Annotated in this window: 13 protein-coding genes; 8 read left to right on the top strand and 5 right to left on the bottom strand. The window is 46.1% G+C overall.

What is annotated here, in order from left to right; translation table 11 throughout:
- Window positions 1-37: 37 nt before the first annotated feature.
- The 3 genes from AC58QD_RS27755 to AC58QD_RS27745 all read left to right on the top strand — a co-directional run bounded on the left by AC58QD_RS27755 (window position 38) and on the right by AC58QD_RS27745 (window position 3,639).
- The gene (locus tag AC58QD_RS27755; protein ID WP_497338287.1) at window positions 38-1,669 is read left to right on the top strand and encodes a type 2 periplasmic-binding domain-containing protein; all 1,632 of its coding nucleotides are present in this window, start codon (window positions 38-40) and stop codon (window positions 1,667-1,669) included.
- A gap of 109 nt (window positions 1,670-1,778) precedes the next feature.
- Window positions 1,779-2,747, top strand: coding sequence for an ABC transporter permease (locus tag AC58QD_RS27750; protein ID WP_497338286.1), 969 nt, complete (start codon window positions 1,779-1,781; stop codon window positions 2,745-2,747).
- 13 nt (window positions 2,748-2,760) lie between these two features.
- The gene (locus AC58QD_RS27745; protein WP_497338285.1) at window positions 2,761-3,639 is read left to right on the top strand and encodes a carbohydrate ABC transporter permease; all 879 of its coding nucleotides are present in this window, start codon (window positions 2,761-2,763) and stop codon (window positions 3,637-3,639) included.
- A 156-nt stretch (window positions 3,640-3,795) separates the two neighbouring features.
- Here the strand turns inward: AC58QD_RS27745 and AC58QD_RS27740 are convergent, their stop codons facing one another.
- From AC58QD_RS27740 to AC58QD_RS27720, 5 genes are all read right to left on the bottom strand, one after another.
- A complete protein-coding gene (locus AC58QD_RS27740) occupies window positions 3,796-4,500 on the bottom strand; it encodes a GntR family transcriptional regulator (protein ID WP_497338284.1) in 705 nt (234 codons plus the stop codon).
- A gap of 5 nt (window positions 4,501-4,505) precedes the next feature.
- Window positions 4,506-7,109, bottom strand: coding sequence for a glycoside hydrolase family 20 zincin-like fold domain-containing protein (locus tag AC58QD_RS27735; RefSeq protein ID WP_497338283.1), 2,604 nt, complete (start codon window positions 7,107-7,109; stop codon window positions 4,506-4,508).
- Window positions 7,110-7,193: 84 nt separating this feature from the next.
- Complete coding sequence (locus tag AC58QD_RS27730) at window positions 7,194-9,227, bottom strand: NosD domain-containing protein (RefSeq protein ID WP_497338282.1); 2,034 nt, start codon at window positions 9,225-9,227, stop codon at window positions 7,194-7,196.
- Window positions 9,228-9,283: 56 nt separating this feature from the next.
- Window positions 9,284-10,600 (bottom strand): ABC transporter substrate-binding protein, encoded by a 1,317-nt coding sequence (locus AC58QD_RS27725; RefSeq protein ID WP_497338281.1) that lies wholly within the window; start codon window positions 10,598-10,600, stop codon window positions 9,284-9,286.
- An 837-nt stretch (window positions 10,601-11,437) separates the two neighbouring features.
- On the bottom strand, window positions 11,438-12,319 hold the full coding sequence (locus AC58QD_RS27720; protein ID WP_497338280.1) for an AraC family transcriptional regulator: 882 nt from the start codon (window positions 12,317-12,319) through the stop codon (window positions 11,438-11,440).
- Between the two features lie 223 nt (window positions 12,320-12,542).
- Here AC58QD_RS27720 and AC58QD_RS27715 point away from each other — a divergent pair, with 223 nt between their 5' ends.
- From AC58QD_RS27715 to AC58QD_RS27695, 5 genes are all read left to right on the top strand, one after another.
- On the top strand, window positions 12,543-13,754 hold the full coding sequence (locus AC58QD_RS27715; protein WP_497338279.1) for a Gfo/Idh/MocA family protein: 1,212 nt from the start codon (window positions 12,543-12,545) through the stop codon (window positions 13,752-13,754).
- Between the two features lie 399 nt (window positions 13,755-14,153).
- Complete coding sequence (locus AC58QD_RS27710; RefSeq protein WP_497338278.1) at window positions 14,154-15,374, top strand: DUF2157 domain-containing protein; 1,221 nt, start codon at window positions 14,154-14,156, stop codon at window positions 15,372-15,374.
- A gap of 4 nt (window positions 15,375-15,378) precedes the next feature.
- Window positions 15,379-15,906, top strand: coding sequence for a GDYXXLXY domain-containing protein (locus AC58QD_RS27705; protein WP_497338277.1), 528 nt, complete (start codon window positions 15,379-15,381; stop codon window positions 15,904-15,906).
- 332 nt (window positions 15,907-16,238) lie between these two features.
- On the top strand, window positions 16,239-17,636 hold the full coding sequence (locus tag AC58QD_RS27700; RefSeq protein WP_497338276.1) for an extracellular solute-binding protein: 1,398 nt from the start codon (window positions 16,239-16,241) through the stop codon (window positions 17,634-17,636).
- A 223-nt stretch (window positions 17,637-17,859) separates the two neighbouring features.
- On the top strand, window positions 17,860-25,338 hold the full coding sequence (locus AC58QD_RS27695; protein ID WP_497338275.1) for an OmpL47-type beta-barrel domain-containing protein: 7,479 nt from the start codon (window positions 17,860-17,862) through the stop codon (window positions 25,336-25,338).
- Window positions 25,339-25,432: the final 94 nt, after the last annotated feature.

The following is a 25,432-nucleotide window of genomic DNA, read 5'->3' as shown; positions in this document are numbered from 1 at the left end:
CAAATCGAAATCATTATCCGGGAGGGTCATCAAAAGTATGGTAAAGAAAATGAAAGTGCTTACAACATCTGTTATAGCGGCTTCACTTATGGCAACATTGTTGGCGGCTTGCGGGGGTAAAGAAGCAGCTCCTAATGCGTCGAGCCCAGCTCCATCATCCGGAACCAACACAGCAGCTCCAAAGGATGTTCCGAACCCGAAATCACTGACTTATTGGGTAGCATTGAATGGTAATGCAGCAGCATCGATGAAAAGCTTCAGCGAAATCGGAGCCTATAAAGAACTAGAGAAAAAAACTGGCACTAAGGTAGAGTTCCAGCACCCGCCAGTCGGCCAGGAGAAGGATCAGTTCAATCTGATGATTGCCTCCGGCACATTGCCTGATGTAATCGAGTACGGCTGGGGCTCTGCACCCAAAGGCCCGGATAGCCTGATCAAAGATAAGCGTATTATCCGTTTGAATGAATTAATTGAGAAGAACGCCCCTAACTTGACTAAGCTTCTGAAAGAGAAACCGGAATTCCGCAAAATGATCACAACAGACGAGGGTAATATATATGTCATGCCGTTCCTGCTGGGCGATGATTTGCTCGGAGTCGTTAACGGCCCAGTGTTCCGCAAGGATTGGCTGGATAAATTGAATTTGCAAGCGCCTAAGACCATTGCGGACTGGGAGAAAGTACTGACTGCATTCCGCGATGGCGATCCGAACGGCAACGGTAAGAAGGATGAAATTCCGTATTTGTACAGCCTGGGGGATACAGACTTCAATAACAACCTCATCGGAGCATGGGGCATTACAAGCGAGTTCTACCATGAGAACGGTCAAGTGAAATATGGTCCGGTCCAACCACAGTTCAAGGAATATGTAACCACCATGGCCAAATGGTACAAAGATGGGCTGATTGACAAAGACTACGCAACTACGGACGGTAAACTGAAGGATGCCAAAGTATCGAACAATCAGCTTGGCGCATTCACTGGGTATGCAGGCAGCGGCGTAGGAAAGTACATTGACTTGATGAAAACGACTAATCCGACCTTCAAACTCGTTGGCGTGCAATACCCTGTGTTGACAAGTGGCGGCAAGTCACTCGGTCAATTCACATTCCCGTTCTCCGGGATCGGTGCTGCTGTAACGCCGTCTGCTCAGAATCCGGATCAAATCGTGAAGTGGCTTGATTATAAGTTTGGCACAGAAGGCCATATGCTGTTCAACTTCGGTATCGAAGGGGAAAGCTACAAATTGGAGAACGGCTATCCGAAATACACAGATGCAGTCATGAAAAACCCGGATAAGCTACCGATCGCACAGGCCATTGCCAAGTACGCAATTGCTTCATGGAGCGGTCCGATTCTTCAAGACAAACGTTATATCGAGCAATTGTACGTACTTCCGGAACAGAGTGATGCGCAGAAGGCTTGGATGCAAGCCGATCACTCGAAGCTGATGCCTCCAATTACGTTAACTGCGGATGAGAGCTCGAAGTCAGCATCGATCATGAATGATGTCAAAACGTATAGGGACGAAATGGTGAATAAATTCATCATGGGTGCTGAACCGATGGAGAACTTCGATAAATTCGTGAACACAATCAAAGGCATGGGAATCGACACGGCTATCAAATCGCGCCAAGCAGCACTTGATCGCTATAACAGCCGCAAATAAGACAGCCATGACAGAAGTTCTTTGGCCAACCGGGGGAGAGTGCTCTCCCCTGATGGCGAGGGACTATTACCAAAGATACGTATCGTATCATTAAGTTAGGAGGGGCTTTATGTCCATCATTGCCAAAGAGCCGCAAACCGGCCCCCCAAAGCCGAGAATTGATAAAAATGCTTTAAAATACCGCGCTTTACGGGATTTAAGAATCAATAAGTATGTGTATTTAATGCTTTTACCTGTTGTGGCTTATTACTTCGTGTTTTACTACATTCCGATGTACGGCCTCCAAATCGCTTTCAAAGATTTCTCCCCAGGTATGGGTATGCTCGGAAGCCCTTGGGTAGGCTTCAAACATTTTACCGACTTTTTTGACAGCTTTTATTTCTGGCGATTGCTAAGAAATACAATGTTGATCAGCTTCTACGAGCTGCTTTTTGCTTTCCCGGCTTCGATTATTCTAGCTCTGCTCTTGAATGAAATCCGCAGTGTTATGTTCAAGCGGGCTATTCAGACGATCACCTATATGCCGCATTTTATATCCATTGTTGTCATTTCAGGGATGATGGTGGATTTTCTCGCAAGAGACGGTTTGATTAACAATGTGCTCGCATGGTTCGGCTTCGAACCCATTGCCTTTCTAAGAGAATCCGGCTGGTTCCGAACCATCTTTATTGGATCAGGCATCTGGCAAAATATAGGTTGGGGCTCCATCATCTATTTATCTGCCATGTCTAGCCTTGATCCCTCATTATATGAAGCGGCAAAAGTAGACGGAGCAAGCAGGTGGAAGCAAACGCTGCATATTACGCTTCCAGGCATTTTGCCTACTATAGTCATCCTGCTGATTCTGCAGATCGGCAGCTTTATGGCAGTGGGTACGGAAAAGATCTTGCTCTTGTATAATAGTTCAACGTACGAAACAGCTGACGTCATAGGCACATTCGTATACCGCAAAGGTATTCTCGAAGCAGACTTCAGTTTCAGCGCCGCAATTGGCTTATTTAACAATATTATTAATTTCACATTGCTCGTGTTGGCTAATGCTATAAGCAGAAGAACAACCGATGCCAAGCTGTGGTAAGGAGGCGATACGGATGATAAAACGAAGTATGGGAGAAAAGATTTTCGACGGGTTTAATGTTACGTTCTTGGTCCTGCTGTCGGCATTCACTATTTATCCATTCTTATATGTCTTGTTCGCCTCTCTCAGCGATGCGACTTATGTGGTTCAGCAGAGAGGGTTGTTCTGGTACCCAAAAGGCTTCAATATCGAGGCCTATAAGCTCGTGTTTGACAATCCGGCGATTATTTCAGGTTATCTGAATACGTTTTTCTATGTGATTGTAGGTACTTGCCTTAATATCCTGATGACCTCACTCGGTGCGTATGCATTATCCAGGGAAAGTGTATTGTTGAAGAATCCTATTATGTTCATGATTGTATTTACAATGTTTTTCAACGGCGGATTGATTCCGACTTACTTGCTGGTCAACGAATTGGGCATGCTGGATTCCCGCTGGGCCTTGATTATTCCAAGCGCGATGAGCGCCTATAACTTGATTATTATGAGAACAGCCTTTCAAGGCATCCCTGTCAGTCTGGAGGAGTCTGCGAAGCTGGATGGAGCCAATGATTTCACGGTGCTGTTCCGGATTGTGCTTCCATTATCCATGCCGGTTGTAGCGGTTATGATCCTATTCTACGGGGTCGGGCATTGGAATGGATGGTTCAATGCACTCATCTACTTGCGTACCCGTGATTTGTATCCGCTTCAGCTGATCCTAAGAGAAATCCTCATTACGAACAGCACAGACTCGATGATGACCGGAGTTTCCGGCGGTGAACGGGCGCAGATAGGTGAAACGATTAAGTATGCGACTATTATTGTGGCGACTGTGCCGATTCTGCTGCTGTATCCTTTCCTGCAAAAATATTTCGTCAAGGGTGTTATGATCGGAGCTATTAAAGGGTGATTGGTTGTTAAAAGATGAAATACCACATGACACAAAAATGCCCTCCTGGTGTAACCTGGAAGGGCATTTTTTCGTTCAAAAGGGAAGTGGGGGGGGGCTGTACCGATAGTAGTTTAATGACATTTATACAATCCCACCTTATCCCGAAAGCGATGGCTAATACCAAACATTTTCACCATAATCCAACTTACTGGTTTTCAGCTCCTGCAGCTCGACAAAATTGCAATACGAGTGATAGATATGTTTGCGCATAATAGTCTCCGCCTCGTCGGGATTTCTCCTCTTCAAAGCGACGATCAATTCCCAGTGGTCTTCCACTTCTCTTTCCTTCGAAGATCTTGTTCCTAACATCCGGTTCACCAGAGCGACCTGGAAGGTTATTAATTTATACATGGAAAAAAGATGATTATGATTGGAAAGTCTGATAATTGTCTCATGAATATGTAAAGAATCCTCCAGTAGATATTGCACGGAATCATCTGCAAGCTTGGCCTTCATCCTATTAAAAAAAGTTTCCAGAGCTTCAATATCCTCATCAGTGGCATGTTTTGTAGCCAAGCGGATTGCTAAACCTTCTAGCATGGAACGTATCGTGTAAATTTCGAATACATCTTTCATTACCAATGTTGCTACGGAAGGCCCTATATTCGGAACAATAGTAATAATCCCTTCCCCTTGCAATTGCCGCAAAGCTTCCCGAACCGGTGATTGGCTGAGTCCCAGTTCTCTGGCTAACTTGGTTTCCACGATGCGATCTCCGGGATTCAATTCCCCAGATAAAATTTGTTTCTTAATGATATCAATTAATACTTCGCTCACGTTTTGTTTTTGAAAAGTTTGTTTTCCGATGGTTTCTCCCATGTGAATCATCCTTTTTTCGTTATGGATAATTCTTTTAACAGATCATTACAATTTAGAACTTTTTCCATCAGGTCCTGACGGGTATAAAAATAATGACAGCTCGCTTCAAACCCGATTTTTGAATCCTCCCCCATCAACTGAGCATGGGCTCCTGCCAGTTTCCGCTCCTCGATCAGAATTTGCCGCATGGTAGCTGCCAATTCACTCTTTTCTGAACCTTCCTCCAATGGATTCCACTTTTCCCTTAGCCGAATGAATTCCGTTTGGTGCCAAGCGCTGCAAAAATGGTGGTAGGTGGCTAAAGCCATTCTTTGCATCTCACGGAACTGTACAAGACTATGCGGCTCTGCCTTTGTTTCTACAGCTTTCAAGAGGATCAAGCCTTCACGCCAGCCCATCACAATCTTCCGCAACTGCTCGGCAAATATTTCTTCGGGATAATTGCCCCGCCAAGATTTCAAATCATCATAGGGGAAACCAACCATGGTCGCGTTGTATCCCGTCGGCTTCAAATACAATCGATTGGCAGGTCCGGCGTTTTGCGGGCCTGTATATAAGATCGATCCGGAAAGGGGGAATTCATGAAACGCTTGACTGAATTTATCCCAAGCCTCGGCGATGACCGGGCCGACCTCCGTTCCAAACTTGAGGACAGCAAACGTTTGAGTATCCATCGGAGGTTTTCCCGCTTCGTTCCAATAATAATGGGATGCATATTCCAGTGTCATGGATGGATATCCACCCAAAGTCCAGCTCAACATCAGACCGGTGACGCTTGTTTCTGCCAAATTATGCAAATGCTCTTTAATTAAAGGGATGACTGGAAGATACGGAATAGCAGCACATTCCCAGGAAGTGTTAAATTGCACCTTGGCGACTGTTGTCAACTTACGAGATGCTGCCATCTCCCAAAATCCTTTTGATTTGGTACTCGGTCCGACTTGGGAAATGGAATAATCCGATAACTTGGATGGGACACCACCTATTTGGGTTTCAAGCTCAAATTCACTTGTTGACATCAAACTAACGTTCGCAGGCAAATCATTTACCGTCTGCTGCATGACCTCGGGAGTCCAGCCGCGATAATACGTATACCCCCAAGTCCAGCAAAGAACCTTGGCTTGTTTATTCACACTGTATATGCCTTCGGCAATCATCCGGTTGACTTCTGCGACAATTTCATTTATCGGTCTCTGTGCACATATCGGGCAGTTGGTAGGTGCGTTAGGATAGCTCCGGGAATAGCAATTTGTCAGATTCTCGGACATCGTTATGGTGAGAACACCCGCAAGCTCCGATACTTGCCTGAAGAGCTCGGCACACGATTCCCGCAGATAGCTCAGTACCTCCGGTTGAGAGGTGCATAAGCATGCATATCCATCCAATTCATGCCCTTTCCATTCGGGGTGCTGTTCGAAAAAAGAAAGGGGCATCGATCGTGGTTCATTTAAATACAAGTAAACACCAATTCCATAGGATGCCGCTCTGTCGACCAGCTTCCGTAGGTTTTCCAAGCGAATCTCCCAGTGAAGACTTCGTTCCGGTGCTTCACTCCAAGGAATTAATTGGTATAAGATCCCCTGCAGCCATATTCCGTTGATGCCCAAATCACTTAACCTCTCTAGCAGCTCATCCGGGTATGGATCAAGCTCTGGCTCCAACAAAGGATCGCCATACACGGCAAAATGGGAATAGTTGAACCTCAAATCGTACCGGGTCATCCGCTCTATATAACCCTTGGTAAGATAGGGAGCTCGGCGTTCAGTCATGACTTGTACCAAATGCTGGAGCCCTCTCCATACCCCGATTTCATCGCAACCGTTGATCGCTATATGATCCGGACCGATCATCAAGGAGTGACTTTCAGCGGGGAGATGATCCCCGAAACGAACCGATAGTTCAATCCGCTTCGTACAAGTCGAATCTTGATCATTATGAAGCTGAATGCCAAAACGCTTCTGTACCTTATCGATGAACCGCTTGACAAATATATCTAACCGGCTATTTGCCGCCGTTTCACTAAACGTTACTCCCCATTGGTCGTCCAAACATATTTCTTCCGCTTCCGCCCTAAGGGGGGAAGAGTCTATAATTACAGACTCTTCTCCTTGAAGTTCATTAAGAAAAGTAAAGGGTCGCTCCGCTAAACCGAATCCGAATTCCTCTCGCATCTGCTCCATATCATATTTAATTTCCGCTGTTCGCTGCTTCTCTTGCTCCGTCAAATCACTGTACACAATCGTTTTCGCATCCGGTTTAAAGTTACCTAATTTATGAGAAAGAAAATCATCCTCTTTAAGAGTAAAGCCAAGTTGCTCTTCGGACCACCCCAGCAAGGTTAACAATTGGTCGTAAGGGAGGAGATGCCAATTAGCTCGTATAATCGTAATGTAACCTCGTTCTAACCATTCCTTAGTCACATCCGCAGGGGTTGGTAATCCCATACCCTCCGCTAATGCGATGACGTTCTCTACAGATGTTTGCAATACATCTGCCAATCTGGCTTCATCAACCATCCCCCAATTTTTCCAAACGAAAAGCTGTTGTCTGGTGGGGAAATGGGGATATTCAACCGGTTCATTCTTGACATCTAGTAAGTTCCACTTCATGGCTGCACATCTCCTATGTTCCATTGTTGGATACGCGTAAGATCAAATTTCTGCTTCTGGATCAATTGAAGTCCGGCAAATCGATTAATTCGGTAGTGTTGAAAAAGTACCGTCGTTATTCCGATTGCCAGTTCCGAAAGATGTCGATATTTCTTCGCTGAAAATACCTTTACTGGTTCCACCTTGAAAACAATCGTTGCCAGTAATGAGGTTATCCGTGCTGCCCGAGCTGATTCTAAGTCCATATAGCGCCTGATTTGTTTGGGATCTGAACGTATTTCCTTGAATATAATTGCGGTTCGTTCCAGACGTCATCATGATATTGGCGTAACTCCCTACGGATGAGCCATTATTCATACAACTATTTCCTGAAATCGATGAATCAGAAGTATTGGATAAGTAAATACCATACTGACCGTTTCCCAAACATTGATTATTCTGAATATTAAGCTTGGAAGCCTTCGTAGTACGTATTCCGGTGTTGCGATTCTCGTTGCATGTATTGGTACTGATGCTAACCCGTTCACCTTGGGTTAAAGTATTCATATTGATACCGGTTTCATTAAGGTTGCATACATTTCCTGTCACTACCGCATTCCTGCCGGAGTCGATCATAATACCGTACTGTTTATTATCGTAACAGTTATTGGAACTGACAACGATATCATGGGCGTGATTGATATAAATGCCATGATACATTTTGCTTCCGGTGCAAACGTTGCTCGTGACCGTTCCGTATGATTCTACTGCAATTCCACCCACCAGCGTGACGTCAATGCTAATGCCGCCGTTTCCATTATTCCGGCATACATTACCATGAACCGTAAAATACTTGCAGTATCGCGATACGACAATTCCATACGCCAACTTGGTTCCATCCACATTATCCGAGCATAAGTTTCCAGAAATGGTCCCCGTATGAGCCACATCGACAGTTATGCCATGACCAATATTTTCATTGCAAATATTGCGCGCTATCGTGTATTCCGAACAAAAAAGCAGGAGGACACCAGAAACCAAACACCGGGTAATACGGCTATCTTGCAGAGTCATTCGTTGTGAATGTGTGGCGAGAACTCCGAATCTGCAGGACTCAATAGCTGCACGTTCTATTACTGTATCTATAGTCTTATAGATACTTTGAACCAGATGCACTACCGGATTTGCATCAGCTTTCCCGACGATATGAATTCCGCTTTGATGTGAATTTTTAATCTTTACGTCACAAATTCTAATGTTCTTGACATCCTTTATGTTGGCCAAGATTTTGATCGCTTCTTGCTCGTTGATATTTCCCAGATTGGTTGTATTCTCTTTATTCATGTCCACAGTCAAACCACGAATGGTGATATGCGAAGCGTTATTGATAAATAGCCCAGTCGAAATGCATTCGTTAGTCGCTTTTAAAACAGCATTCTCTCCTTCAAGACAAACATATTCCCGAATGGTTATGACTCCGGAGAACAAATAGGTTCCGGGGGAGAAATAAACATTGGTTTGCAACAATGAAGCTGCATTAATTGCCGCTTGAATAGCGTTCTTATCATCTGACTGGGCATCCCCTTGAGCTCCCCACCATTGCGGATAAAGAACAGGCAGCTTTTTGTTCAGACGGATGGTTCCCGGACCATTGAATATACGGAATACGCCTGCATCGATCAACCCGGATATCGTAACATTAACCCCGTTATCTGGGGACAATACTGCTCCTTGATCGAAAAACAACGTAAATGCTTCAGGAAACTCAACGTTCGAGCTCATTTTATATATTCCTGCTGGAAAATATAAAGTTGTGGCGGGTCTACCAACTTGTTCAGCTATAATATTGTTCAATACAGGGCTGTCATCCGAGGTTCCTTCTCCGGCTCCGCGATTCTTCACATTAATCCAATCTGTAAAGCGTATATTCCCAAGCTTCTCTCCATGCTTCTCTCCATACACTTGTCCCGTTACCGTTTGGGTATTTGCCCCTGCAAAACCGCTATCTGCTAGAAATGAACCCATGGCGGCCGCAACTCCTACAGTTCCGATCTGCTTCAGTACATTTCTTCGGCTTAATAGTTTCCGGGAAGTTCGTTCCTGTAAAGCTTGTTCAGATTCCGTAGGCATTTTGTCCATATTCCATTCCTCCTGGTAAAAAAGTTTTGGGATGCATCTCAGGTTTTTCCTTGAACTTACTTTGCGTTAACCGTAAGAATATTCTTATTAATTGCTTCCTCTACATTCCTTATGGATGTATTCAGGTCTTGAGTACCTTTGACATAGGCTTCTAACTCTTTGTTAATAAATGGCTGATTCGCATACTTACTACGAATGGGCGCCTCAATTCTTTTACTTTTGAAGATACCTGCTATATTTTTCCCAATGGTCCCTGGCAAATCCTTGGCGAATGCCTCCGCGAATTTTGCGTCTTTCAATGGCGATACTCTTCCTGTTTTTCGGGTCATCTCCATCTGTATTTCGTCGGAAGTTATAATTTCAAGCACTTTCATCGCAGCATCCTTGTTCTTGGCAGTAACAGGAATCCCGAAGAGATGCGCATCCACATCCGTGTTGATTCCTGGTTTCCCCGGCATACTAGGGTACTGAGCCACATCCCAGTTCAAACCATTCTTCGGTGCATTTTCCATCAGAAAGCTAATTCTATTCACAGTAGGATACATGGCTAAGGTCTTGTCTTCGAAAAAATCCTTATTGCCTTTTCCCGTCGTAACTTCACCTGTACTTGTCATATTGCCTGGTATCGAAAATGCTTTCTTGTAGATCTCAAAGACCGTCCGCCAGTTATCATTATCGACCGTTGCTTTATTCGTCTTGTAATCGACGCTATCAATCCCCAACACTCGGGTTAGACGCGAAGGCGTTTCAGGATCAATCCCACGGTATTTGATACCACTGTCTTCACGTGTCACTTTTTTACCCAATTCGATCACATCGTCCCAAGTCAAACCATCTTTCGGATAAGCGATACCGAATTTATCGAAGATATCTTTGTTATAATAGAGCGCCGTGAAATTAACAGCATAAGGGATCGCCATCAACTTCCCTTCAAATGTAAGTGACTTGACAATCTCAGGGCTGAACCGTCCCATGTCAATACCATGTTTCTTGACCAATTCCCCCAAATCCGACATAAAGCCATCACTACTATAACCAAGTATGTCACCGTTGTGGGTGACGACGAGATCGGGAAGCACCCCTGCGTTCATCAATTGAGGGAGGGTGCCCGTTACCCTCTCAACCGTAATATAAGGGTACTTCTTCTTCAGTGGCTCGATGATCAGCAGGTTTAAGTCAGCGTCCGATATGTAACTTGTGGTCGCATTGAGCGTGACCGTGACCGGTTTCTCCGGTGCTTGCGGTGTAGGTGCCGGACTTTTAGTAGGAGTAATATTCCCTTCAACCTGATTACTGCTTTTACTACACGCGGACAGCATAATAATAAATATCAGCATCAATCCAATAGCCAAAACTGATTTTTTCTTCAACATATTTTAGCCTCCTATGAGTTGTTAATTTAAATAATAGAAATCGATTACTTTTAAGAACGAATCTGGGCTTTATTGGCCCGCCAATGCAATAGTGGAGCGGCGTACGAGCCGGGTGTCGGAGAGTAGACGATCCGATCTTCGAGATGCATCAGGTAGCGTCCCGACGAGGTCTGCAGCTTATTTTGTCGATGGAGAGTCGGGAGGAGGCGCTGCGCATGTTTAACCAATATTTTGTCGAGGATAGAAAGCGCTTTCATGTAGTCCAATTATATTACACCCCTTACTAAAGTAATTACGATCGTCGTACTCGATTATGTACCTTATTATTCGCAATTTGGTCACCTATGCTCCTTCCTGTTAAAATAATTTGCAGAGTTGATCATGCAACCGTTCCCGTTTCACATAATCTAATATAGACTATAGATTATATATACATAATACGAAATATAAATATGTTAAGTCAACTATTTAGTTTTCGAAGCCGTGGGGAGTCGTATATGTTACTTCTCACACACGCGACTCCATCTCCATTGCAATCGAGGTTACTTGCTATAACATGGATCTCATTAATAAAATGGAGCAGGTGATATTCATGAGAAATATGTGAAACCCATAACAGAGCCCGCAAACCGCGGGCTCTGTTATTATTATCTATTAAGCTTTTTCCGGTGTTAAGTATGCATTTCCGACATGATCCGGTAACTTCTATTAACCAAAGTGAAACAGCGCCTACGATTGTCTCCAGATACCGCCGACCCTTCTCCTCGGTAGCCAAGTTGGCGGCATCCGTGAAGCCGCTAATCCCTGTCAGTTCCTCATGCAACTGATCATGTTCGGTTATATACGGTCGGCTTCACTCTGGATGAGAGTATCATTTTTGAACTGCAACGGACTGACACCTGTGGTCTTTTTGAAAACTCTGCCGAAATAATGGATGTTACAAAAGCCGGTCTTCTCAGCAATTTCTCCTATGGTCCATTCCTGGTTCACGATCAATTGCTTGGCATTGTTGATGCGGACGTTGGTTATGTATTGCGTTAGAGTGACCCCAATCATTTCTTTGAATGTCCGGCAAAAATGAGAAGGGCTCATATTGACTAATGCGGCCAATTCGCCCAGGGCGAGCCGCTCGGAGGAATGTGCTTCAATGTAGTCCAATACAGGACGGATCGGAGCATAGTTGTTGGAGAGGGGCAGTACTTCCTGTTTGAAGTGGCGCAGCATAGCGGTTACCATGCGGTAGATGGACGACTTGATCGCCATCTCATAGCAAATGTCTTTGACAGCGAATTCTCGATCTGATATCTCGATGCACGCGTTCAATTCCGGCCACAGCGGATGGTTGGATGAGAACAAATTGTGTCTGTGACCCGTCCCAATGAACAGCGAGTATAAATGTCTCGTTTCGAACCCTTCCAGTAAGTTCGTAATGAATAACCGGTCGAAGATCATGCCTTTGATCCGACTCTCCGTTCCCGAAAGAGACTGAAGGGTATGCACCTGTCTGCTGTTGATGTATATAATGTCCTCTTCAACAGCGGTTATCGATTTATTATCAAGCGTGATGAGAGCCCGTCCCTTAACGATTTTGATAAATTCGAGGTGATCGTGCCAATGTGTATTTACAAGGTATCCGTATCGATTGGGAACTACATCCGCCATCCGAAAAGGAAACCGTTTCCCGACAGAAGGATCGTGTCTTTTGTCCATTACATGCATCAGAGAACTACCCCTTCCGTTGCGATGTCCTGCGTTTTCCATTGTAACAGTTCTAACCCAATGCGTCGATTGCCATGCCCAATCGCATCGAGCAAAATCAGACCAATAGTGCGCAATCGAGTATATAGCGGAATTTGTCATGCTTCGATTAGGATGGTGGTATGCGATCCGCTGCTAAGATCGTTAATCCGATTTCATTCTTCTTAAAGGGGAGACCTGTAAAATGACACAAACAAGAATTTCGAACAAGATCGGAATTGGGATATTAGGCACCGGGAAGCGGGGCATTCATTTTGGAGGCACCTATTTCGGTCGCCATCCAGAATGCGAAATCGTTGCCCTCTGCGACATCCAGGAAGAAAGTCTAGAAGTTGCTAGACAGAAGTTAGGCGATATTCCAGCTTCAACTGTACTGGACGAGTTTTTGCAGGTTCCTGGATTGGATGCGGTTGTCATTTGCAGCAACGACCATGTACATGCCGAGCATGCACTCGCCGCATTAAAGGCCGGCAAACATGTGTACCTGGAAAAGCCCATGGCGCAGACTATCGAGGATTGTGACCGGATCATCGAAGCAGCCATCGACGCGGGACGCGTATGCATGGTCGGGCTGGAGTTGAGGTACTGCACCCTTGTGGAAGATATGAAGGCCATCGTCGCGTCCGGAGCAATCGGATCGATCAAGATCGGCTCCGTCGTGGACAACGTTTCCGTAGGGGGCGATTACTACTACCACGGAGCGAGAAGGCGCAAAGAGTATGTCAAAAGTCTTATTCTAGAGAAGGGAACCCATTCTCTCGATATTACAAACTGGGTCGTCGATGCGTCTCCCGTGAAAGTATACTGCTCCAGCGGACTGGATGTGTTCGGCGGCGAGCAGGCCAATGACAAAAGATGCCGAGATTGCAAAGAAAAGGCGAGCTGTGACTACTACGTTGACAATGAGAAAGGGTTGCAAATGGATTATGGCAACGTCCTGCTCAAGGACGATTTGTGCGTATACGCTGAAGAAATCGATACCCATGATAATGGCCTCGTTCTGATCGATTACGATAATGGTGCACGAATTTCCTATATGGAGTGCCATTTCACACCAGAATATTCAAGGGAATTCATGTTCATTGGAACTGGCGGCAAGTTGTCTGCCTTTTACAATAACGAGCAAGATTTCAAAATCACGGTCATGAAGCGACACTCCACGGAGGTGGAAACTTATTACCCCGATCGCAGGCCGGGCTCACATGGCGGTGGCGATGACGCAATCGTGCAGAAATTCGTGGAACTGGTGAAGAAGGGCGAGCCTGCCATGCCCGGAATTCAGGGGGCGAGAGACAGCGCGGCCATCGCCATTGCGGCTGCCGATTCGGCAGAGTCCGGCATGCCAGTCACGATTAAAGTAAATGATCGGATCAGTCAATTAGAAGTCAATAGGTAATAATAGTACACAACAAACATGATGGAAGAAGCCGGAAGGATGTCCGTCGATCTGGCTCAAATGAAAATTATACAACCCGATCTGGTTCGCACCGGAGTCGGGTTATCGTCATTGTTTCCTGCACTAAGCCCTGATATCTTGAAGCTTTTGGGAAGAGAGAAGTGACAGTCGTTCTTGCGACTTGAATAAAGCCGTCGATAGATGGTTATGAGTGACTACACCACAATCTCTAGTAGCGCCGCCTTTTCTTTTTAGTAACTGGGTATATGTAAGGTAGAAATAAATTGTATAACAATGATACGATAGGAGCATATATGTTTATTATAAGCAATAAGAGTGGAAACCGGGCACGACAGGTCATATCCCATATCGAATCGCCTGACAGAGGGGGTCATAACATTGTCAAGGAAATGGTTAGAGCAAGAAGGAAGCCGGTGGGTAGACCAGCAAATTATCACGCAGGACCAATATCGACGATTACTAGGATTATATGAGGAAAAGAAGCATGCAATAGGCGTACTTCCGGTGCTCGGAAGTGTGCTCGTCGGATTAGGTATTCTAAGCTTCATTGCTGCAAATTGGCAGGATATCTCTCAATGGTTAAGGCTGTTAATTGTCATCGGAGCCATGGCGGGATTCTACGCAGCAGGGGAACGAATACTGGCGAGAGGGCATGAGAAACTGGGCATCGCCATTGTGGGGTTAGGGTTGATCTCGTTCGGAGCAGGGATTGTGTTAGTGGGCCAGATGTTCCATCTGGTGTCGTATACAGCAGGCTCCTTTATTATATGGGGGACCGCTGGAGCGCTGCTCACTTATATTTACCGAAGTCATTACTTGTTCTTCATCAGCCTGCTGATCTTCAATTGTGCACAGCTGTATAGTACCTCTTCGTTTGAATCTTTTAGTTACATGGCGTTCATCATTATGACAGCAGGACTAGGGTATTATGTGTTCAGGCAGCAGAGCAGTCTGCTTACTTGGTTCCTTAGTTTGAGCGTTTTGCTCCATGCCTTGTTGTTAGTAACATCAAAAGACTGGAAGGTGATTTGGTTCCTCGTCCCAGCAATGGCTATGTATGCGGCTGGAGACTGGGTTCGTAACCGGACCAAGCTGACAGCTGTCCAGTCAGCCCCTCTGCTAGCTGCCTATTTAATCGGGTTATTCCTGGTATTGTTCGCAGAGGAAGGCCCTAGGCGGTGGCTTCAGGAGGATGTCCTGGCTGACGCCTGGTTCTATCTGCCGGTCATGCTGATCTTGTTCGCTGTGTCAGCCGTTGGGAAATGGCGTCATAAACGGGAGACCAGCGCATTCGAGTGGGTGTTGTTCCTGCCTATTGCCTACCTGCCGGCTAAGACTGTGGAGTTCAGCATGCTGATCGTTCTATTCTTGTTCTCGCTTTATGTATTATGGCGTGGTTATGCCGAAGAATGGCGGCTCAAGATTAACATTGGAACGATTCTCTTTCTCTTCTCAACTATGATTGCCTATGGGAAGCTGACATGGGATTTCATGGACAAATCGTTGTTCTTTATTATTGGCGGTATTATGCTGCTTGTTCTGAGCTGGTTGCTAAATCGACGCAGACGTCAATTCTTAGATGACTCCAAGGAGGGATAAGCAGATGAGAACCATATGGAATGGAATGAGGCGTTCTCGCCGATTGCTGCTGTTGGTTGCTTTGCAGATCTTGTTCTTGCTGGGATTGTCTGGTTCCTATTATGCGGCTGGCTGGTGGGGTGATGAGATCCGCTTACAGACCGTGCCTGTTGATCCGAGGGATTTGCTGTATGGAGATTATGTCATCCTCAATTATGAGATTAGCTCGCTTAAGCCGGAGCTGTGGCAAGAAAGCGGGGAGAAGCCCGACAACGGGGACGTTATCTATGTTGCGCTCAAGCCTGACAATAACGGGATCTATCGCCCTATTGGCGCGTATGCTGACAAACCGGAAGTGAATGGTGATGAAGTGGTCCTGAAGGGTCGAGTAAGCTATTCCTGGAACGAAGCAATTACCGTCAAATACGGTCTGGAGCGATATTATATTCCAGAAGGAACCGGCGCAGAGTTGGAGAAGCAGACCAGGGATACGGTTGTGCAAGTTAAGATCGCCCCTTGGGGGCAGATGCGTATTACAGGCTTGGAGCTGTAAGATTAGCTTGTTGAAGATCATTCCATTTGGGGAATGGTCTTCTTTGATTCACATTATTGTACAGAAAACGTAACTTCTTGATCCAAAAGCAACAGCGATTGTAGCCCATCTTCCTGCTCTCCTACACGTCTAACTGAACTCAATCGCCAAGAAGCGTTGGAGTGATCTTCTCCAATGGTTTTTTCCTTACTATAACAGCTTACACGGAAAGGTTTAAACCGTAATAGGTTGCATTCTGACGTTATGTCCCATAGAATTTGAGAGAGCCCTTGTTTCAGAGGGGGTGTTCGTTACTGTCGATGTTAACCTTGTAGTCTATGGAGGGTGTCGTTTTGTCTGTTTCTCCAAAAAAGCCTGGATTCAAACAAAAATATGATTACTTGCTTCAACACTTAAGGACAAGAATACTATCCAGCGAGCTGAAGCCTGACGATTATCTCCCATCGGAGAATGATTTGGCAGAGCAATTCCATATAAGCCGACCTTCCGTCAGGAAAATAATTGCCGAGCTAGCGCAAGAAGGATTGGTAGAAACGGTTCATGGTCGCGGCAGTATTGTAAGAGGTCCCGATATTGGCGGGGGCCTTATTCGACTTAAGCTTTACTGGTACTCCCCTTCCCCGGAATACGCCATGATTGAGCGTATTGTTGCAGGCTTTAATGAACAGTACCGACATATCAAGGTAGACATTGTTCCCATTGACATAGAGCATTATTACAGTGGGGTCTTGCTGAGCGAGGATCAACCGGATCTCATTGGCTTCAGCAGTAACTCCCTGATCAGCTTGATGGAGCAAGGGATCGGGCAAATATTGATCCCTATTGATCAATTGCAGATCCAGCCTGAGATTGATACATGCCACAGTAGATTACTTCGATCGTTAACCGCAGATAAACGGCTATACGCCGTCCCGGTTGCATTCTCACCAATCGTCTTGGTGTACAACAAAGCATTGTTTCGAAAGGCTGGCGTAGAGCTGCCGAGCAACGAGTGGAATTGGGAAGATCTGCTGGAAGCGGCTATTCAATTGACCCAGTCGTCCGGGGAGCGGGTCGAGCAATATGGCTTTGCTTTGTCCGCTCCGAATAACCGTTGGCCTCACTTCGTATTTCAGAATGGGGGACAATTTGTTCGAAACGGCAGATTTATCTTGAATAATAAGAAGCTGTTTGAAGCGGTTCATTACATTCAGGATCTAATATTCAAGTACAAAGTAAGCCCGCTCTACACCATGGGCAGCACAGCAGAAGGAGACGAGTTGTTCGAGAGAGAGAAGGTCGCCATGGTGATGACAACGTATTATTTTCTGGAAGGCTTCAAGAAATCTGGTATTGACTGGGATCTCGTTTCCTTTCCTCGAGGCAGACAGAATGCTTCCTTCGTAACAACAACTGCCCTTGGGGTAGGGAAGAATTGCAAGTATCCGGAAGCAGCAAGTGTCGTAATTCGATATTTCCTATCCGAGCCAGTACAGGCGCAGATTAAGCAGAGTTCTTTTTCCATTCCCGCACATAAGCAGGTATCGCTATCGAGAGATTATCCGCATCCACATATTCCGGGCGAAGGATATTACGCGTTCGAGCATGTCATAGATTACGCCTTCTCGATGAATGATCTCGGGCTGCCATTAGCGCAGTACGTGGAGATGCGGAAGAGAATGTCGCTCGTGTGGTCGAATATGGAAACGGTTGAGAATGTGTGGAAGGAACTGGGTGAGCAGTTTAAGTAAGGATTTGCGGCATATCAATATAGGGAGCACTCTTCCGAAATTGGGGGAGTGTTTATTTGTTTTTGCGAGTAATAAATGGTTGTAAATCAGATGTAAACGCTTTATAATTTGAGTGGGTTAAGATGTAATTTAGATGTAAATATTATTAAATTTTCATTAGGGAGGAAGGAGCAGGAGAAGTAGTTTAGGCAGTTAAATAACTCAATTTGTAGGAGGACATTTAATGAATGCGATTACAAGACAAGTGATGGCATGGAATAGCGGGTTGGCTAAGCTGCTGATACTTGCTCTGTTGTTAACCCCGTTCGCGGGAATCATCCCGCCAGTTCAAGCCGCAGTTGTGGGTGATACAACTACATACTCTTTTCCTAACTTGGTTTCGAATCCGAATGATCCCAATTGGAGTATCGTTGAGAAGATTCCATCAGAGATGAGGCTGACCGCGACCAGCTTCCAGATGATTACCAATCAGACAGGAGCAGATGTGAACGGGGAGAAATTAACGATTCAATTCCAGGTGCCTGCTTCGGGATATTATGACTTGAATCTTACCGGTTGGAAAAATTCCGCCGGAGGAAAAGCAGATATTCTCGTCGACAATCAGATGGTATCCCCGGCGTACAGCTTTTATGCCTCTGCCCAGACAACTGCTGCAACGAGTTCGCTTGCTGCAGATATGTATCTCTCCAAGGGAGCGCATACGCTAACTTTTCTGGCCAATGAAACAACAATGCTGACGTCGAACAGCAGGTACTATCTGTATTTATACTTGACCAATTTCCAACTCGTTTTGAAACAGACGGTTCAGGAATTGTCAGAACTACGGCTTGCTTCCAATAAGAGCGCCATTGTTGTAGGTAATCAGGCACAGCTTACGATGACTGCGCTTATGACCGACGGGACATCCATCCTTCTTTCCCAATTGGAATCGGTTACCTACACTAGCAGCGATGACACAATTGCTACAGTCATTCCAACTTCTACTGGGGCTACTGTTACTGGAGCGGCTCCAGGCCAAGCTACAATTACGGCAACGGCGTCCTATCAAGGTGTATCCAGACAAGGTCAAATCTCAATAACTGTGGAGAGCGCGAATGCCATTACTTATTTATTCAACAAGCTGCCTTCCAGTGTTCCTTTTGATCCCAACTGGCATGTAGCAGACAAAAATCCGACTACAATGAACGTTACTGCGACCAGTATTCAAATGATCAACAACGCCGCTGTAGCAACGGTGAATGGGCAGTTTATCAAGATGAACTTCTATGTCCCTGAGAGCGGTTACTATGATGTGATGTTGAATTCGTTCAAGAATTCGGCTGGCGGTAAGGCTGACATCCTGCTGGATAACCAGGTAGTTTCCTCTGCTTTCAATTTCTACAACAGCACTTCGCAGGCACCGTCTGTCAGCAAGCTGGCTGACTTCATGGAATTGCGGAAAGGAATGCACACCATCACCTTTTCAGCTGTTGAAACAGTCAAGCTGCCAAGCAATAGTAGATATTATCTTTATTTATATTTGACTGATCTGAAACTGAATCTTAGAGAACGGATTGTTGAATTGAAGGAAGTGTCACTCGAAACGTCCAAAACCAGGCTCGCGGTTGGTGACAGTTTACCTGCAACAGTTACCGGCAAGCTAAGCAACGGTCAGCCTGCAGACCTCAGTGCGGCTGACAATATCACCTACTCAAGCAGCAATAGCGGAGTTGTCACGATTAATGGCAGCGGTACTAGCGCGACGATTACGGCTGTGGGCTTGGGGCAAGCGGATCTTACCGCATCAGTCACGCTGAACGGTGTCACGGAAACTAAGAACGTGAGATTCATTGTTGGAGAATCCATCAAGTACAACTTCAAAGAGCCTGTAACCTCAAAGCTTGAAGAAACGGGCTGGGAGATCGTCGATTCCAAGGTTCCTCCAGGCACAAGCACGATCCGACATCAAGAGTATGGGATTCAAGTCCAGGCGACTGAGGTTGGTCAATATGTAACGTTCGACATCCTGGTTCCGGAAACAGGGATTTATACGGTTAACTTGAATGGAGCCGGCGCATCAAGCGGAGCCATTGCAACCCTTCTCATCGATGGGGAAGAAGTGGGTGACTATAACTTCTACAACGCGGCCTACATCAAGGAAAAAGGCCAGGTTGCATTCCGAACATTGGAGTTAAGCAGCGGGGTTCACAAGCTCACCCTTAAGGTTAAACAAAGGGCAGGGTATTTCCATATGTACCCAGGAGAACTGGAATTGGTACAAGTGGAGCAAATGCCTGCATTGGTAAGCGCTGCACTTGAAACTAACAAGCAGGAACTGATGATAGGACAAACTGCGAAACTAGCCATTCGCGGAACACTTAGCGATAGCTTCACGTACAACTTGAATAAAGTGCAGAGCGCTGACAAGACGTTTACAAGCTCGGATTCTGCGATTGCAGTCGTAAGCAATGACGGAACTGTAACGGCTAAGCAGCCTGGTGCTGTTACGATTCAAGCAACTGTAGTCATGGGTGGAGTCAGCAAATCGGCTAGTGTGAATATGGCAGTTAACGACAAGGTGCTCGGAATCGTGGACGTAACCGCCGATAAGACGCAGCTGACAACAGGAAAGACCGCAAAGCTAACTGTTGCAGGCAAGCTTGCAGACGGGACAGCTGTTGATATCTCCGATGCTGTAGTCGTCTATTCGAGCTCGGATTCCAATGCAGCATCAGTCTCCCAACAAGGTGATGTTACTGCCCTTGCGATAGGCACGACTTCTGTCGCTGCTGATGTTACGCTTGGAGATACGACCGTTCGAGGAACGGTAACGATCGAAGTGATCGCCCCCATTCTAGAATCGATTACGGCTAAGTTGACCGAGACGAGCTTATATGTCGGTGATATCCGTAAGATTTATGTGGATGGGCTAATGAACAGCGGAGATAAGGCCGACCTGAGCTCAGCAGAGATAACCTATACAAGCAGTGCCCCACAAGTTGCTGTTATCGAGAATGGCTTCGTGAAAGTGAAGCAGCAGGGGACGGCAGACCTTACGATCTCGGTTAAGCTGGGTACTGTTACGAAGACAGCCAGTATTACGATTACCGCTACTGATGTTACGAGCAGCAAAACCAGAACGACCTACTATTCAGCCGCGAAGGTAGAAGCAGCCAGACATAATGCAGACACCTACAATTGGGCAGATAGCGAAAGAGACGGAGCGGTCTCTAAAGCTGAGAAGTACTTGGCCTTAGGACATGAAGCGATCTGGAATGCGGTAACCCCACAGAGTATACCGAGAGGTTATGCTGTTAACCAAGCCAAAGGCAGCCCTGTGACCGGGCTAGAGATCAACAAATATGGGAATTATCCGTATTCGGCAGATCCGATTAACGAACCTTGGAAGATTACCGATCCGAGCAGCGGCTATAAGTTCCCTACAAACGACTTCGGAGCTTATTATAAGAGCGGTCTGGATCCTAACGGAACTTTCGATCCTAAGCTGGCTGATAGAAGCTTGTTAGTGAACACGCTATATCCTGAAAAAGGCCCGACATGGGGAGTAGATGACGGGTATGGATGGGTCGATGAGTCAGGCAACCGTTATACGTTCATTGCCTATTACACACACTGGCATTTGTGGCATGGCGGACTTATCAATCAAGCGATAACGTCTTTCAGGGATGCTTATGTATACACAGGGGACATCAAGTATGCCCGTGCTGGAACTATATTATTAGATCGGATCGCAGATGTATATCCAGATATGGACACGAGCCAATATGCGAAGGCTAACGGTTTTCTGAACAGTGATGGCGGAACGGGTATGGGTAAAGTCATCGGCAGCATCTGGGAGACGGGGTTGGTTAGAGAGTACCTTAGCGCTTACGATGCTTTCTTCCCGGCGATGGATGATGCGGGGGCCATAGCATTTCTAAGCGGCAAGGCTGATCAGTATGATCTAAGCGTACTGAAGAAATCTGCAGCCGGAATTAAACGCAACATAGAAGATGGGATCATCCGTCAAATATACCCTGGCGTGCAGAGTGCAAGAATACATGGAAACAACGGCATGCATCAAAGCACACTTGCCATGGCTGCCATAGTTATGGATACGCTGCCTGAGACAAAGGAATGGCTGGATTTCAACTTCCAAGCGGGCGGGCTAGTATCAGGGCCGTACCGGGTGACTGGCGGCAACATCTCGACTACGCTTGTGAACGATGTTGACCGTGACGGCGCCGGGAATGAAGCTTCTCCGGAATATAATAAATATTGGTTGGGTGCCTACCAGAATGTAGCGGATATATTGGATGGATATGATAAGTATCCGGTAGCCGATCTATATCAGAACGTTAAGTTCCAGAAGATGTACTCCGCCCAGCATCCGCTTATGCTTAGCGATGTATATACAGCTTTGATCGGAGATGCAGGGACGACAGGCGGACCGATCAACTATCTTGATAAAGCACAATATATCAAGGCATTCGAAAAATTCGGAAGTCCTATCTATGCCCAGTTGGCTTATTATTTGAACGGGAATCAGAGCAGCGGGATTCACAGCAATATTTATTCTGCGAACCCTGAAGCGATCGCAGCTCAGATTGAGCAAGTCATTCAAGAGCATGGTCCGTTAAAGCTCGAAAGCGGTGCGTTGAACGGTTATGGATTCGCCGCTCTTAGAGACGGCGAGAACATGCGAAGATTCTCCGGTGTAGGATTCAACTTCAGCCAGTTGGAAATAACCGAAGCCACGACGAATTACCAGGTTTTTGAGAACAGTGGAACACTGCAATTCAATGCGGAAAGTGTGGGTCAGAAGATTGGCTTCGCATTTGACGTGCCAAAGACGGATACCTATGAAGTGAACTTGAGGCCGTTCAAGGCAGCAAGCTACGGGATTTACCAGATTAATATCGATGGGGTGCCTGTCCGGACCTTCGATTTCAGCGGATCAAGCGGTGCTTCTTCCAAGGTGGAAGTAATTGCAAACCTTCCGCTCTCAGAAGGCAGACATGTGATCAGCTTTGAAGGAGTGGGAAAAGCCGAAGGCGCCACTAATTATAAGCTGGGTGTCATTCAATTGCAGCTGTTCGACGAAGCGGCCCAAGCGGTTAAGAATGACCCGAACAATGTCAATACAATGCGGGATGCTTGGATTTATTATGGCCGCAATACCGGCCACGGCCATAAAGATACGCTTAATCTGGGTATGCATGCCTACGGGCTTGATCTGTTGCCGGAGCTTGGCTATCCGGAATTTGCAGATTTCACTGTGCCGAGACGGTCGGAGTGGGAGAATCATACGATCAGTCACAATACGGTATTGGTCGATCGCGCCAAGCAAGGCAATCAAGTGGTCGGGCAGCCTGCTCATTTCGACGATACAGACCGCGTGAAGCTGATCGATGTTGCGGCAGCAGACAGTGTGTACCCGCAAACTGATCTTTATAAGCGTACGACAGCCATGATCAAGGTTGATCCTTTGAACTCATACACCGTAGACTTCTTCCGGGTGAAGGGCGGAAATGATCATCACTTCAGCTTCCATTCTGCAGAAGCGGCTGTCACGACGGAAGGATTGAATTTGACGCCTCAGGCGACAGGATCGTATGCAGGACCAGATGTAGCATATGGTGTCCGGCCATCCGGCGATAGTGTAGCTGGATCAGGCTATATGGGGAGCGGGTTCCATTTCCTCAAAAATGTCACCAAGGATACGGCTCCGGCTAATCAGTTCAGCGTAGATTGGAATGTAAAGGATACATGGGACATATACGGCAATGGAGCCAAAGCTCCAACGGATGTACATCTCCGGTTGACGATGCTATCAGACGTATCCGATGTTGCGCTCGCTGATGGAATTCCACCAACGAACAAGCCAGGGAACCCTGCAAGCTTGCGATATATGATTGCGCATCGAACAGGAACGAATCTGCAAAGCAACTTCGCTTCCGTTATTGAACCGTATAAAGGTGAACGTTATGTGGACTCGATTCAGGCAGTGTCTGTGAAAGCGAACGGAGTTGAAGTGACTAACGAGCTTGAAGTAAAAGCTGTTAAGGTGCAGTTAAAGAATGGGAGAACGGATTATATTGTCAGTTCAATGAATCCGAACACTTCCTATCTGATTGATGATAAGGTGATGTTTCAAGGCGTATTCGGCGTGTATTCCGAGCAGGATGGGCGCCAGGTTTACGGATATGTACAAGAGGGCTCCGTGATCGGAAGATCTGATTCTCCTCTTATAACCAATGCAACATCCAAAGTTACAGGAACAGTAACTGATTTCACCAAGACACTCAGCATGGAGAATACGATTACGATTGCAGCCAATTTGAATGGTGTTGACCTTGGCGAATTGCGGGGGCGCACGATATATATCCAGAATGACGGCACTCGGAATGCGGCGTATACCATTCAATCTGTGACGGATTTGGGTGGGGGACAGATTAAGCTTGGAATTGGAGATATAACTACGATTCGAGGTTATGTCGATTCCACTGACTTCTCCAAGGGCTTTAATTATGACCTCGCTGTTGGAGCACTTTTCAGTATTCCGCTGTCTGTGGAGGCTGAACTTATTGAGACGACTGCCACAGTAACTGGTGAGCAGAAGCAGGGCTGGTATATCGGGAATACCTCAGTTGTACTGAGCGTATATGATAATCCTGCTAACGTATTAAGAACGGAATACAGCCTGGATGAAGGAGCCAACTGGATTCCTTATTACGCACCCATCCAATTCAATGAAAATGGCGAGCATACGTTGAAGTATCGTTCAGTCAGTCGAAGCGGCACTACAGAAACTGCGCAGACTCTGCAGATTCGAATAGATAGACTTGCGCCATCGACAATAGTTGAGGTGAATGGGGCATTAGGACAGAACGGTTGGTATATCTCGGACTCTTCCGTCATACTCACAGCTGTAGATCCGCAGTCAGGAATAGAGTCTACACAATATTCGTTGACCGTCGTGCAAAGCCCGCAAGCGAGCACTGTCACTCAGAGCACATATGGTCCGAGCGCTCAAACACCGACACCTTCTACTCAGGGATATGTACCCTACACAGGTGCGATCCAACTGAGTGAAGGGGTGTACACGCTTCAGTTTAGATCCAAAGATGTTGTGGGCAATATCGAACAGGAGCAGCAGATTACGGTAAAGGTTGATAAGACAGCTCCGGCGATGGCGCTTCTAGCTAACGGAACTCTATTGACAGAGGGTGCTATCTTCACGGATGAACAACCTATCACGTTGACCTTACAGTCTGATGACAATCTATCAGGGGTTGAAGCCGTAACTATTAAGGTAGACAATACGGCTTATGCGCCGGGAAGTTCGTTGGACTGGGCAGGCAAGCTTGGCGCTCACGAGATAATCGTAACGGTGACCGATACAGCAGGTAACCGAACGGAAATTCTGTATCACGTAACCGTAAATGTCACGCTCGATTCTTTGATTCAATTGTTATCTCGTTATGAAGTTGAGAACCAGCTAAGCGGCCCACTCGTGAACCAACTTGGCAATGCAGCTAACCAAGCCAAGCATCATTACGATATGGAAAGTAAACAAGCAATCAAGCATCTTGAAGATCTGCTCAAACATTTGAACAACGATTCCATGCAAGGTAACGTTTCTGCAGCAGCGAAAGCCGCTATAGAAGCTGATGTATCCGCATTGATTGCCAGTTGGTCGAATCTGGCTTCAGGCGAATAATGATCAAGTGAGCTATAATTCTGTAGTACAAAAGAAAACTGCCGCCCTTTCGGGGCCGCAGTTTTCTTTTTACATTTAATACAATAAAAGGAGT

This window comes from Paenibacillus sp. J2R1T-4, assembly GCF_059692235.1.
The sequence above is the reverse complement of the archived record's forward strand: the minus strand, read 5'-3'. Positions and strand labels throughout refer to the sequence as shown.

Coding starts and splice junctions, on each gene's coding strand:
- AC58QD_RS27720 (WP_497338280.1), bottom strand. CDS start 12,319: ATGCATGTAATGGACAAAAGACACGATCCTTCTGTCGGGAAACGGTTT.
- AC58QD_RS27755 (WP_497338287.1), top strand. CDS start 38: ATGGTAAAGAAAATGAAAGTGCTTACAACATCTGTTATAGCGGCTTCA.
- AC58QD_RS27725 (WP_497338281.1), bottom strand. CDS start 10,600: ATGTTGAAGAAAAAATCAGTTTTGGCTATTGGATTGATGCTGATATTT.
- AC58QD_RS27695 (WP_497338275.1), top strand. CDS start 17,860: ATGAATGCGATTACAAGACAAGTGATGGCATGGAATAGCGGGTTGGCT.
- AC58QD_RS27745 (WP_497338285.1), top strand. CDS start 2,761: ATGATAAAACGAAGTATGGGAGAAAAGATTTTCGACGGGTTTAATGTT.
- AC58QD_RS27730 (WP_497338282.1), bottom strand. CDS start 9,227: ATGGACAAAATGCCTACGGAATCTGAACAAGCTTTACAGGAACGAACT.
- AC58QD_RS27705 (WP_497338277.1), top strand. CDS start 15,379: ATGAGAACCATATGGAATGGAATGAGGCGTTCTCGCCGATTGCTGCTG.
- AC58QD_RS27715 (WP_497338279.1), top strand. CDS start 12,543: ATGACACAAACAAGAATTTCGAACAAGATCGGAATTGGGATATTAGGC.
- AC58QD_RS27735 (WP_497338283.1), bottom strand. CDS start 7,109: ATGAAGTGGAACTTACTAGATGTCAAGAATGAACCGGTTGAATATCCC.
- AC58QD_RS27740 (WP_497338284.1), bottom strand. CDS start 4,500: ATGGGAGAAACCATCGGAAAACAAACTTTTCAAAAACAAAACGTGAGC.
- AC58QD_RS27750 (WP_497338286.1), top strand. CDS start 1,779: ATGTCCATCATTGCCAAAGAGCCGCAAACCGGCCCCCCAAAGCCGAGA.